Source organism: Methylocaldum gracile (genome assembly GCF_053646815.1).
Genome location: NZ_CM132196.1, coordinates 1,540,352 through 1,553,017 on the forward strand (window position 1 = coordinate 1,540,352; position 12,666 = coordinate 1,553,017).

The window sequence follows — 12,666 nt, forward strand, 5'->3', positions numbered from 1 at the left end:
GTAAGAGGGTTTTTGCCATGATGGACAGAGAAAAATGGATTTCAGGGATCTTATCAGTCATTGGTAACATCGCAAATGCAGAAAAGCAGTATAGAGCATGGGTCCTTCATGAGAATATCTGTTTTCCCTCGTTAGATGAAATCTATTGCCAGATTTTTGATGACTACGATCTTGATAACCTAATTGATAACTATGCGGATCAATTTGGATTAACAAGCCAACAAAAAGTAAGCCTCAATAGATTAAGAAATCTTCTAAATAGTTTCGATTATGAGGCAATAGAAAATATTGATATAAAAGTTTTACTTGATAGCCAAGAGTGGAGTGTCATTACCCACTCTGCCTCTGAAGTTTTACACGAACTGAGCCAATGTATATGAGCTCGGGAGGAATGATCTGTGCAATTTGGCGAGCCAGCTCGCATAGGATGCGCCGAGGCACGAACCGCATCGATCGCGAACTTACGGTCATGACGCCAACAGCGACCTGTAAACGAAAACGGTGGGTGGCCAGGTCACCGCCTTCAGCTATGATGCGTTCGGCTACTTAAGACACGTCACCCTGCCGGACGGCACGGTGATCGACTACCGGATCGACGGCCAACACCGGCGCATAGGCAAGCAGGTGAACGGGACTCCGGTCCAAGGCTTCCTCTACCAGGACGGGCTCTGCCCGATCGCGGAGCTGGACGGTGAGAACCAGATCGTCAGCCGCTTCGTCTATGCCGATAAGAGCCACGTGCCGGCGTATTTGATCCGGGACGGCCACACCTACCGGATTATTTCCGATCACCTCGGCAGCCCCCGACTGGTCGTCCACACCGCAGACGGCACCGTGATGCAGCGGCTCGACTACGACGCCTGGGGCCAGATCATCCTCGATACGAACCCGGGCTTCCAGCCCTTCGGCTTTGCCGGCGGCCTCTACGACCGCGACACCGGCCTGGTCCGCTTCGGTGCGCGGGATTATGATCCGGAGACGGGGCGCTGGACGGCGAAGGATCCGATACGGTTCCGCGGCGGCGATAGTAATCTCTATGCCTATGTTCTGAATGATCCGATCAATTGGGTTGATCCTTTAGGGCTTGTTAACACCGATCCTGCCAGCCCTTTTGGCCCATTCGGTCCGGGAGGTGGGGGTGGCGGTGGTGGCGGCAGTGGTTTTGGCGCCGGTTTAGGGGGAGCTAAATTTGCGCCCCCTGCAAGTGCGCCAAGCGGTAGAAATGGATTTCCGTTACAAAATGCTCCATATCAACAAACTCGTAATCCGGATGCAGTTGTCAATGGTCGCCGGTATTGCGGACATGCACTAGATCAGATGCAGAATCGTGGTTTAACACCATCAGTTATTGAAGACACAATTAAGAATGGCCAACGTTCGCCAGATCCTATTCCCGATCGAACGAGAATTTACAACTCAGACAATAACATCACCGTAATAGTTGAGGGTAATGACGTTGTTACCGTAATTCCAGGGAAGCGATAGCTGTGAATGAACACGATATCCGGCAATTAGCATTAATGCATAAGCAGATTGACTCCTATACCAAAGGGACAATTGGCTTGAGCGCTTTGATAGGTGATCTTATTTTTTTGAGAGATGCACTATCGAAAGTGGAGTCAGATTGGGAGCATCAATTTACAAGTTGTATCTCAGATTTGGAGTCGGCATGGTCATATGCGCTTGAAAAAAATAATGGTGTTCTGGACTCCATTAGCGAAAAGGTTGTAAATGAAGCTCTTTTCAAGTTGCGTCAACTACTGGAACAGCCCGCATAGGTTGCGCTGAGGCACGAAGCGCATCGGTCGCGGAACTCAACGGCCAGAACCAAGTTGTCAGCCGCTTCGTCTATGCCGATAAGCCGGCGTAGATACTGTTATACGGGTCAAGCGCCATGAAGCCCGCGTAGGATGCGGTGACGCAGGAACCGCATCGTTCGAGTTCACGATCGATGCGCCTCCTTCGTCGGCACATCCTACGCGGGCTATGCCTACACCGCCAACGGCGACTTGAAATCGAAAACGGTGGGCGGGCAGGTCACCGGCTTCAGCTATGACGTGTTCGGGAACTTACGGCAGGTGACCCTGCCGGACGGTACGGTGATCGACTACCGGATCGACGGGCGCAACCGGCGCATCGGCAAGCAGGTGAACGGCACTCGGGTCCAAGGCTTCCTTTACCAGGACGGGCTCCGCCCGATCGCGGAACTGCATGGCCAGAACCAGATCGTCAGCCGTTTCGTCTATGCCGATAAGAGCCACGTGCCGGCGTATTTGATCCGGGACGGCCACACCTACCGGATTATTTCCGATCACCTCGGCAGCCCCCGACTGGTCGTCCACACCGCAGACGGCACCGTGATGCAGCGGCTCGACTACGACGCCTGGGGCCAGATCATCCTCGATACGAACCCGGGCTTCCAGCCCTTCGGCTTTGCCGGCGGCCTCTACGACCGCGACACCGGCCTGGTCCGCTTCGGCGCAAGGGATTATGATCCGGAGACGGGGCGCTGGACGGCGAAGGATCCGATTCGGTTTGCCGGTGGGGACACCAACCTATACGGATATGTATTGAATGATCCGATAAATTCTATTGATGCCGAAGGCACATTATCCCCAGCGGCAGCCATTGGTATTATTGCTACTGGCTATGCAATTTATAACGTCATAGATAATCTTATGACCGCACAAAATGCAGCAAAGAAAGCAAATGACGCAGGGAAACAAAGACATCAAGAGCTAGATAAGTTATTAAAAGGGGAGCCAAACAATGCTGAAAAAGCAGACGATAAATACCAAGATGCCACAAAGCAGCTAGCAAAAGATGCATCAGAATTCGGTGTTGCTAGCAAGAAGCTTGAATTCAATTTCGGTAACAAATTGCCAAAGATAGCCTCAAAGCGCTGCCCTTAATCTAAGCAATTAATTAATGAGCATGACAATTAACTCGAATTCTATCGCTAAGGTTTTGATCGTAATTGGGGTCGCGTTTCTAGTTAACTACTTTTCCAACCATATCTTAAGATATGGTTGGAAAATGTGGATAGGAAAAGAGATTTGTTGGCGTAACATAAAGCTATTTGTCGATGATGATTATTTTGTTTTCCCAAATACTGATTCATCTTTATTTTCAATTTCGAATGATCAGCCTATATTAATCGGTAAATTTGACACATCTAAAACAACCTTCCCTAATGAAAGCTATATTATGATTGGAGATGCAAAATTTGATATTGACCGATTATCAGAAGCATTAAGTAAGTTGTGTGCAAGAATAAACTGCGAGAACTATAAGAAATACTCCTATATTGAGAATGGCGTGCCTGTAACATGCATTCAGTTCGAAGGTACTTCAGAGACTTTGGATAATCGGCAGTTCCACGTATTTTGCAAAGTGCAAGCAAGCAAGATTTTAGTTGAGTATCACGGAAGTCAAGACAATTTTGATGAGTTCAAAACACAACAACAGCAGACTATAAAAGCTATTGCAACGAGCGTAATCAACCCGTAAAAGGGTTAGCCCGCGTAGGGCGAAATAGCGTACTCGCGTATCCCAATCGCAAACGGTTGTCCGGGGAGCGCCCGGATAACCCTTCCGCCGTATGAGAGCGGTCCATTCGGCGCATTACGCTGACGCTAATACGGTATCTACACGAGCTGAAGTCAGGCAGAACGGAGCCGTCCAGGCCACCTACGGCTATGACGCCAACGGCAACCGGACCACCGTCAACGGTGTCGAAGTCGCCACCTACGACGCCCAGGACCGGCTCACGAGCTACAACGGAGCCGCCTACGCCTACACCGCCCACGGCGACTTGACATCGAAAACGGTGGGCGGGCAAGTCACCGGCTTCCGCTATGACGGTTTCGGTAACTTAAGGCAGGTGACCCAGCCGGGCGGCACGGTGATCGACTACCGGATCGACGGCCAACACCGGCGCATCGGCAAGCAGGTGAACGGGACTCCGGTCCAAGGCTTCCTCTACCAGGACAGGCTCCGCCCGATCGCGGAACTGCATGGCCAGAACCAGATCGTCAGCCGCTTTGTCTATGCCGATAAGGCCAACGTGCCGGCCTACCTGATCCGGGGCGGTAACACCTACCGGATCCTCACGGATCACCTCGGTAGCCCCCGGCTCGTCGTTAACACGGCCGACGGCACCGTGATGCAGCGGCTGGACTACGACCCTTGGGGCCAGGTCATCCTCGACACGAACCCCGGCTTCCAGCCCTTCGGCTATGCCGGCGGCCTCTACGATCGCGACACCGGCCTGGTCCGTTTCGGCGCGCGGGATTATGATCCGGAGACGGGGCGCTGGACGACGAAGGATCCGATAAGGTTTGCCGGCGGGGACACTAACTTATACGGATATGTCTTGAATGACCCGGTGAATTGGATCGACTCGGATGGGCAACTTTTTCAGCAAATAGCGGCCGCTGTCGTTGTTATTGCTGCTGGAAAAGCAATTTATGATTTTATCGACGCGTACTCAGAAGGTATGCGAGACGCGGAACGCGTGAAGAAGGCTAAACGTGACGACGATGAAGTGATGAGCAACATTCTAGCGGGCAAACCAATCCCGAAGAATTATTGCCCAAATGCAACCTCTGATGCGATTAAGGACCTGACGAAATCAGCAGCAGACGCTGCGCTGAAAGGCGCACAGGTTCCTGGGACATATGCTGGAGGAGCTCTTGCTGACCCCGTCCCAACATTCAAAGACCCTTAAAGATCGCAACCAAATTTCTTGCTCTATGAAAATTCGGCGGAGTTTCGTTCTTCTTGTCGCAGTGTGCATAATTTCGTTGGCATCGTTTGACATCGACAGGAGTGCTTTATTTGTCCAGAAATATTTGAGGATATATGACACGATTTTCGTTGGAAGTGCTATTGTTAATCGTCCAAAAAACTGGGTAGTCTCATATTCAAAGGAAAAGAGCTCGAAACGCGGATTTATTTACGGTATTTTTCCTGCTATTAATGCTGACGAAGCGGTTGATGAAGTTATTTATGTTTTCGAGAAGGTCAGCGAACCTAATAAGAAAGTAATATTTTCTGAGCTTGGTCCTTCAATGGTCAGAAAAGCTAACGATGTAATGGTTATGCTTGAAAAGGAGCCAAGCCATAACCCTTATACTCGTGTTCAGGTGTTCGGATTTGATGCTATTCTTAAAAAAAATAATAGGAATTCTGAGAAGCAATATACAATTAACATTCCGGATCTTTCGGTATTTATCGTTACGGAATGTTTAGAAGATTTGCCGGAGTTTAAAATCACTGGTCAGAAGAATCTGCATTGAATGCGGTGAGCCACGAAGTGCCCTTCGATTAAACTCCGCATAGGCATCGATCGCGAACTTATACCTACACTGCCAACGGCGACTTGACATCGAAAACGGTGGGCGGGCTGGTCACTGGCTTTACCTATGACCTGTTCGGCAACTTAAGGCACGTCACCCTGCCAGCCGGCACGGTGATCGACTACCGGATCGACGGCCAACACCGGCGCATCGGCAAGCAGGTGAACGGGACTCCGGTCCAAGGCTTCCTCTACCAGGACAGGCTCCGCCCGATCGCCGAACTGGACGGTGAGAACCAGATCGTCAGCGCCTTCGTCTATGCCGATAAGGGCAACGTACCGGCGTACCTCATCCGGGGCGGCCACGCCTATCACATCATTTCCGACCACCTGGGGAGCTCCCCGCTCGAGCATTTTCATACCTACTGTACGGGTACTTGCGAGTAGGTCGGAAATCCTTTTCCGACGGTACAGTTGGGCCAACGGGTTCGTCGGCAAAGGATTGCCGACCTACGACTGTAGCACCCTGTAGGTCGGGAGTCCTTTCTCGACGCCACGCCCCGGCCGAGCGTCTGTCTATTTCAGCGTGCATCTCCAGCCGTCCGACGAAAACCAGGATGCAAGATTAACGAAAGAGTTATTCCGCTCGTACTGCCAAGATATACCAACACCCGGCAAGGTGTTTTTTACAGCGGATCTGGTCGGTAACGAACCGAGGAGCATGCCTATCGGCATCCGGATCGTCGAACAGGAGTTTACGGGCGGCGATGAAAGCGATGCTGAAAACTTCAAGGATCTGCGCACCATATCGGAGGTTCTCGCCAAAACTTATTCCAAAGGTGTCATCGAATCGCATTTTGACCTTGATACGAATGGGTATTACGCGATCTACCTGATCAAGGGTGGAACAGATGCCGTTCCGGAACAAGACATACTGAGAATCCCGCTCAATGTCGGCGCCGACTCCGGCGTAGAGCGCTTGACGACACGAATCGTAAGCCTGTTCGGTATCGCATCGGGCCTAGCGCTGATTGGCTTTGCGGCGTCTCGATATCGGCGAAGGCGCAAGACTCTGTAGATGGCCGTCCGAGGCCTTTCTTGAACGATGGATCGAAAGACGCGTTACCGATTTTGCAACACGGGTAACGACAATACCTATTAAGGTTAATGACGCGATCAACATCAGGTCTTCTCCCACGCATTTGGACGATTATGCAAAGGCAAAGGTTTGCATAAGGTCGAACGCCGCGCATTGATCAATCTCATCGTAATCTGCCGGCACTCGGCCAATTCCTGCGGACCGGCAAATACCGGTGGCGGCGAGGCCACATTCAGGTCTGATCGGCCGTTCTTGCTCGTTGACCGCTTTGGGCGAAACTTGCGAGCCGCCGTTCGGTCAGGTGCGGGGATCTCCCGATGTTGCCCGAGCAGACCGTCGCGCCTTAGGCGAAGACCTGGCGGCTGTTTCAGGCGCCGCGCTACTCTCAGGCCGGCTTTCCTGTTTGAAATAGCGGTTGGTTTCTGCCTTGATGACTTTCGACAGCAATAGGAGGCCGATCAGGTTGGGAATGGCCATCATGCCGTTCATCAGGTCGGAGAAGTTCCAGACGAATTCCAGGCTGGTGGTGGCGCCAACGATTACGGCGGCAACGAAGAAGATGCGGTAGATGCGGATGGAGCGCGGCCCGAACAGGTATTCCACCGCTTTTTCGCCGTAGTAATTCCAGCCTATCAGGGTGGAGTAGGCGAAAAGCGCCGTGGCGAGCGCGACGATGAAGGTCCCGGTACTGCCCAACGTTTCCGCCATGCTGGCGCTGGTCAGTTCTCCGGCACTGACGTCTTGCATCCATGGGTTCGCGGTGAGGATCACCAGGGCGGTCATGGTGCACACCACCAGGGTGTCGATGAAGGTTTGCGTCATGCTCACCAGCGCCTGCTTGACCGGACCGTCGGTGCGCGCGGCCGCTGCCGCGATGGGCGCCGAACCGAGTCCGGATTCGTTGGAGAACACGCCGCGTGCGATGCCGTAACGCATGGCGGTGGCGAGGGTGGCACCCGCGAAGCCACCACCGGCCGCGATCGGATTGAAGGCGTGGTAAAAGATCAGGTACAGCGCATGCGGAATTTCGGCGGCATTGAGGACCAGCACCACCAGCGCGGCGCCGATGTAGCCGACGATCATGAACGGAACCAGCAGCGAGGTGAACCGGCCGATGGAGCGGACGCCGCCCAGGATCACCAGTGCCGTCAGTACCATCAGCACCAGGCCCGTTGTGAGTGGAGTAATGTGAAAGGTGCTTTCGAGTATCCTGGCGGTGGAATTGGCCTGCGTCATGTTGCCGATACCGAAGGTGGCCAGCGCGGTAAAGACCGCGAACAGTCTGCCCAGCCAAGGCAAGCCGGCACCCTTGGCCAGATAGTACATCGGCCCGCCGCGCATGCCGTACTCTCCCTTTTCGCGGTACTTGACCGCCAGCACCGCCTCGGAATACTTGGTGGCCATGCCCACCAGACCCGTCAGCCACATCCAGAACACCGCGCCGGGACCGCCGAGGGTGATGGCCGTGGCAACACCGACGATGTTGCCTATGCCTACCGTGGCCGCAAGCGCCGTCATCAGCGCGGCGAAATGGCTGATATCGCCGGCGTGGCCGTGATCCTTCGCGAAGATAAGGCTAAAGGCTCGGGGCAGGGCGCGGAACTGCACGCCGCGCAGCAATATCGTCAGGTACAGCCCGGTTCCCACCAACAGGGCGAGCATGGGTGGTCCCCATACCCAGCCCGATAATGTGGCAATCAGCGTTTCGATTTCGCGCATGGATTTTCCTTGAAGGGTTTCGGACAGTATACGGAGGAATGCCGTTTCAAGGCTTATTCCATCCGACACTCAAGTGAACATTAGAGCGGCTGTCGGATTGGTTTACGGCTTGTGGGAGCGGGCTTTAGCCCGCGATGAAGCGATTATCGCGGGCTAAAGCCCGCTCCCACACTAGAGCGTTTTCCGAATCGGTGTAAGGGATTCGGATATGTAGGTCGGCAATCCTTTGCCGACGAACCCGTTGACCCAACTGCACCGTCGGGAAGGGATTCCCGACCTACTCGCGAGTGCCCGTACAGTAGGTATGAAAATGCTCTAAGGCCATTTGCAATCAATCATCACGTACGAATGGAAACTGCTCTAATCGCAGGGTGAGTTAGCCCCTCGGCTTCGCTCGGGACAGGCCCTTCGACAGGCTCAGGACAGGCTCCGCGTAACCCACCGGTTCGAGGCCGCTCGGTGGGTTACGGCCTCGCGGCCTAAACCCACCCTAAAAAAATCCTTATTGAAAGCGATGCGAGCACGGCGGCGGTCTTCGTTCTGACCATCGCCGTTAGGGGCGATCAGCGTCGGGTCCAGGCCAGCGGCAGGCGGACGACGAACTCGCTGCCTAGGCCGGGGCCTTCGCTCCTCGCTTCGACCGAACCGCCGTGCAACTCGACCAGGTGGCGCACTAGGGACAGCCCGAGGCCGAGCCCGCCTTGCGACCGGTCGATGGAACGGTCCGCCTGGGTGAACAGATCGAAGACATGAGGCAGCATTTCGGCCGAGATGCCGATGCCTTCGTCGCGGATGCTCACCACGGCATCCGGCCCTTGCCGCTCCGCCAGGAGCCAAACGTGTCCGCCCGCTGCCATGTACTTGGCGGCATTGTTAAGGAGATTCGACAACACCTGAGTGAGCCGCACCGGATCGGCGTCGAGGCACACGGGTTCCGGCGGGAGCGAAACTTCAAGCGTGTGGTTGCCGGCCTCGATGAGTGCCTGACTGGTCTCGACGGCATGGCCGATGATGGTCGCCAGATCGACCCGCTCCATTTTCAGGGCGATCTTGCCTTGAGTGATGCGCGATACCTCCAAGAGATCGTCCACCAGCCGGACCAGATGATTCACCTGCCGTTCCATCATCGTGAGCAGCGTCTGGGTGCGTTCCGTCGCAGGGCCCGTGCCGTCGGACTTCCGCAGCACGTGCAGACCGGTGCGGAGCGGCGCCAGCGGGTTTCTGAGCTCGTGAGCCAGCATCGCCAGAAACTCGTCCTTGCGGCGGTCGGCCTTGCGCAGGGTCTCCTCAATCAGTTTGCGCCGAGTGATGTCGTTGAAAAGAACCGCCACTTTTCTTTCGGATGGCGCGCCAATCCGAAACGCGTACACGTCGTAATGGCGATGAAGTTGCGCGGCGGAACTTTCGAAGCGCATCGGTTGGCCCGTCAGCGCGATCTTTCCGAAAATCTCGAACCAGTGTTCCTCCAGCAAAGGGGCGATTTCCCGTATTCGCCGGCCGACCGCGTCCCGAATTCCGGTCTGCCGCTCGAAAGCCGGATTGACGATGAGGAACCGGTAATCCACGGGTCTCTCGCTTTCGTCGAACAACACTTCGATGGTGCAGAAGCCCTCGTCCATGCACTCGAACAGAGTGCGGTATTTCTCTTCGCTCTCGCGCAACGCTTCCTCGGCCCGCTTGCGATCGATGAGATCGGCGGCTTGCCGGGCGAGAATATCCAACAGGCGCAAATCCCGCTCGGACGGCTGGTGCGGGCGGCGCCAGTGCGTGGAAATCATGCCCACCAGCTTGCCGCTCCGCGAGAACAGGGGCGTCGTCTGGCAGGCATGAATTCCGGTTTGCAGATATGTCGCGAGATCCTCGGTGCCCTGCATGAAATCGCAGTTCTCCAGGTCCGGCGCGATGACGCGCCGGCCCGTGCGCAAGGCCGCGCCGCATGTCGAATCCGAGGAGTCAGCGCTTACCCATTCCCAGAACTTTGCCGCTTGCGGATTGAACCCGCGGAACGCCAGCAGCCGAAGCTCGCCGCCGCGGCCGCGCTCGGGGTAGAGCATCTGCATGCTCGCGTATTCCGAGTGCATGATGTGCGCCGCCGCGTCGATGATTTTTTCGTAGAGGGCCTGGATGTCGTCCTCGTGAAGAAGAGCTGCGCTGATGCTCTGCAGGAGCCGAGTGTCCTGCAATTCCGCCTCGAGCTGGGCCCGGTTCTCGCGCAATGCTTCCTCGGCTTGTTTGCGCTCGGTGATATTGCTGGCGGCACCGAACCATTCGACGATATCGCCATCCGCACTCATCAGCGGAACCGCACGCGAAAACGTCCATCCCAAGCTGCCGTCCGCTCGTCGGACGCGATGCTCGAGCTCAAAAATGCTCTTGGTCCGGATGGCTTCTCCGATGGCGGCGACGACCTGCGGCTGGTCGTCCGAGGGAATGTATTTCTGAAGCCAATTTCGGCTCGGCTCTTCCGTGTCGGCTAGGAAATCCCGGCCGTAAAGCTGATACATCTCGGTCCAATCCGAGCTCATGCGATAGATCGTCTGGGAACTGGCCATCACCAGAGCGCGGAAACGCTCTTCGCTCTGGCAAAATGCTTCCTGAGCCCGTTTGAATTTCGTCGTCTCGCGCAGCGAAAAGACGAGGCCCGCAGTCGCTCCGTCGTTACCCTTGACGGGCGTCAGGCTCCAGTCCCAATAGGTGGTGCCGCGTTCGGGCTGATCGGGGAAAACGAAGGGCCTGTCCTTGTAAAACACTGCATCGCCGGAATCCCGGACTTTTCGGAAGATCGCCTCGTTTTCCGCGTTGGGATACAAGGCGAAATGGTTGTTGCCCACCATGTCCTCCGGTCTCATCCGGCAGGTTTCGGCATAGGCCGGATTGACCCAGACGAAGTTGAACTGCCGATCGAGAAAGACCAGCATCACATCGGTGGTCCGCAGGACACTATCCAGCAGGCTTTGCTCCCGTCGCAACGACTCCTCGACCTGCTTGCGTTCAGTGATGTCCTGGATGGTGCTGAGGAGAAGCGTCTGGCCGCCGATGCCGACCCAATCAACGTTGAGCGACAGAACGAGCCTGGCCCCGGACCTGGACTTGTGCGTGATTTCCACGTCGCGTACTGCCGCGCGCTGCCGGAGTTCGGAGGCTATCCGGCCCCGTAACCATACGTCCGGGATGCCCAGGTGCCCGCTGTTCTTGCCCAGCACCTCTTCCCGGTTGCACTCGAAGATCTTCAGAAACGCGTCGTTGACGGCTACGAGGGTCCGTTCGGGCATCTTCGTCAGCGCCATGCCGAAGGGGGTCTTGTCGAAGATGGCGGAATAACACTCCTCGCGCTCGCGGGCCGCGTCGGCTTCACGCCGGATGTGTGCCGCATCCGGGCGGGCCTCGGCCCCGGTTTCCCTCCCCCCTGCGTCGACGGGCGACGTCTCGGCTCGAGGCTCTTGTTCCGCCCGGACTGGCCCGGCTACATCTTCGACGTGGTGAATGATATAGAGGACGTCGCCATTTTCATCGAGCACCGGCGTGTTCGAGGATTTCGAGAAACGGCCCTCGAACCCGCCGCCCTGTTCGGGCCTGCGGATATCGTGCTGCCGCATGGCCTGGGCGTCGGGGAGGCGGTGCCGCAGCACGCGTTCAAACGAGGCCCGGCTGTTCGCCTCCGGCCCGAACGGGCTGTCGGGATTGTCGGGGAAGACTTCGAAGACCGGCCGCCCCACGATCTCCTCGCGCCGCTTCCTGGTTGCCCGCAGATAGGCGTCGCTAGCCGCCAGGATGGTGAAATACGGGCTGTCGGGTGCCAGCACCAAAATACAGGCCGGGACGGACTGGAAAAGGACCTGGAAGTCGGGGCGCGATGCCGGTATATCGCGCTCAGCCGTGCTCATGCTTTTCCCTCCTGCCGTTTCAGCGGACAGGGTTGCGGCTGGCAACGCCGGGTGGACAGCTGCGCGACCGGCCGCACCGCGAGCATGTCCGCCCCGGCCGGACGCGGTCGCCGTGCGCCGAAACCTCGGTGCATCACGTACGGCGTTCCGCCAGCGAGCGGGAAAGCCGGTGCAATGTCCGGCTGCATTGGGGCCAGGCCGGGGATAACGCGGCCCGGGACCCGGGGCGGTAGGGAAGCATTAAAGTTGAACATCACGGGAGCTACTTGGCACTAAGTTGCGGCGCACCCGCCGGATGGCTTTTCAAAAGTGCCCGAGGGCGAACAGGAAGAAGTGGAGGATCTGGAGCGGGGCCATCCAGTTCGGCTTTATTTCAGAGGCGTAATGGGTGCGCGCACATAGACCCGTTTCGGATGTCTTGCGGACGGCGACCGAACTATAGCCCACATCTTGAAACATCTTGAATTTTGAGGCGTTCCCTCGGCTCATTGGACGCGCCCATAGAAGTCGTAATCACCTTCATCAACCCTATAGAGGACCTCGAAAAACCGCCTTCCCGGCGGTTTTTCTCTTCGCCAAGCCCAAACGCGGTTTGGGCTTGGCTTACGTTTTCAACTGCTTACGCGGCTGAAAACGACGGGGCATCCCTGACCCGTACGAGCACC

General features: G+C 56.2%; 11 protein-coding genes. 9 read left to right on the top strand and 2 right to left on the bottom strand.

What is annotated here, in order from left to right; all coding sequences use genetic code 11:
• Positions 1-17: 17 nt before the first annotated feature.
• The 9 genes from ACWJJK_RS06735 (at position 18) to ACWJJK_RS06775 (ending at position 6,377) form a co-directional block, all read left to right on the top strand.
• Positions 18-380, top strand: a complete 363-nt coding sequence (locus tag ACWJJK_RS06735) for a hypothetical protein (RefSeq protein WP_077730713.1) — start codon at positions 18-20, stop codon at positions 378-380.
• Between the two features lie 121 nt (positions 381-501).
• On the top strand, positions 502-1,485 hold the full coding sequence (locus tag ACWJJK_RS06740) for an RHS repeat-associated core domain-containing protein (RefSeq protein ID WP_077730712.1): 984 nt from the start codon (positions 502-504) through the stop codon (positions 1,483-1,485).
• A 2-nt stretch (positions 1,486-1,487) separates the two neighbouring features.
• The gene (locus ACWJJK_RS06745) at positions 1,488-1,778 is read left to right on the top strand and encodes a hypothetical protein (RefSeq protein WP_077730711.1); all 291 of its coding nucleotides are present in this window, start codon (positions 1,488-1,490) and stop codon (positions 1,776-1,778) included.
• Positions 1,779-2,009: 231 nt separating this feature from the next.
• Positions 2,010-2,912 (top strand): RHS repeat-associated core domain-containing protein, encoded by a 903-nt coding sequence (locus ACWJJK_RS06750; protein WP_077730710.1) that lies wholly within the window; start codon positions 2,010-2,012, stop codon positions 2,910-2,912.
• A gap of 16 nt (positions 2,913-2,928) precedes the next feature.
• Complete coding sequence (locus tag ACWJJK_RS06755) at positions 2,929-3,510, top strand: hypothetical protein (protein ID WP_077730709.1); 582 nt, start codon at positions 2,929-2,931, stop codon at positions 3,508-3,510.
• A 91-nt stretch (positions 3,511-3,601) separates the two neighbouring features.
• Positions 3,602-4,729 carry an RHS repeat-associated core domain-containing protein gene (locus tag ACWJJK_RS06760; protein WP_077730708.1) on the top strand — a complete coding sequence of 376 codons (1,128 nt, stop codon included), beginning with the start codon at positions 3,602-3,604 and terminating at the stop codon, positions 4,727-4,729.
• Positions 4,730-4,805: 76 nt separating this feature from the next.
• Positions 4,806-5,300: a hypothetical protein gene (locus ACWJJK_RS06765; RefSeq protein WP_139841062.1), complete on the top strand. Its 495-nt coding sequence runs from the start codon at positions 4,806-4,808 to the stop codon at positions 5,298-5,300.
• An 83-nt stretch (positions 5,301-5,383) separates the two neighbouring features.
• Positions 5,384-5,746 carry an RHS repeat protein gene (locus ACWJJK_RS06770; protein WP_077730706.1) on the top strand — a complete coding sequence of 121 codons (363 nt, stop codon included), beginning with the start codon at positions 5,384-5,386 and terminating at the stop codon, positions 5,744-5,746.
• Between the two features lie 274 nt (positions 5,747-6,020).
• Positions 6,021-6,377: a hypothetical protein gene (locus ACWJJK_RS06775; RefSeq protein ID WP_077730705.1), complete on the top strand. Its 357-nt coding sequence runs from the start codon at positions 6,021-6,023 to the stop codon at positions 6,375-6,377.
• A gap of 318 nt (positions 6,378-6,695) precedes the next feature.
• Here ACWJJK_RS06775 and ACWJJK_RS06780 read toward each other — a convergent pair whose 3' ends face one another.
• Both ACWJJK_RS06780 and ACWJJK_RS06785 read right to left on the bottom strand, forming a co-directional pair.
• Positions 6,696-8,117 carry an alanine/glycine:cation symporter family protein gene (locus ACWJJK_RS06780; RefSeq protein ID WP_077730704.1) on the bottom strand — a complete coding sequence of 474 codons (1,422 nt, stop codon included), beginning with the start codon at positions 8,115-8,117 and terminating at the stop codon, positions 6,696-6,698.
• Between the two features lie 563 nt (positions 8,118-8,680).
• Positions 8,681-12,001 carry a PAS domain S-box protein gene (locus ACWJJK_RS06785; protein ID WP_454128773.1) on the bottom strand — a complete coding sequence of 1,107 codons (3,321 nt, stop codon included), beginning with the start codon at positions 11,999-12,001 and terminating at the stop codon, positions 8,681-8,683.
• Positions 12,002-12,666 lie beyond the last annotated feature (665 nt).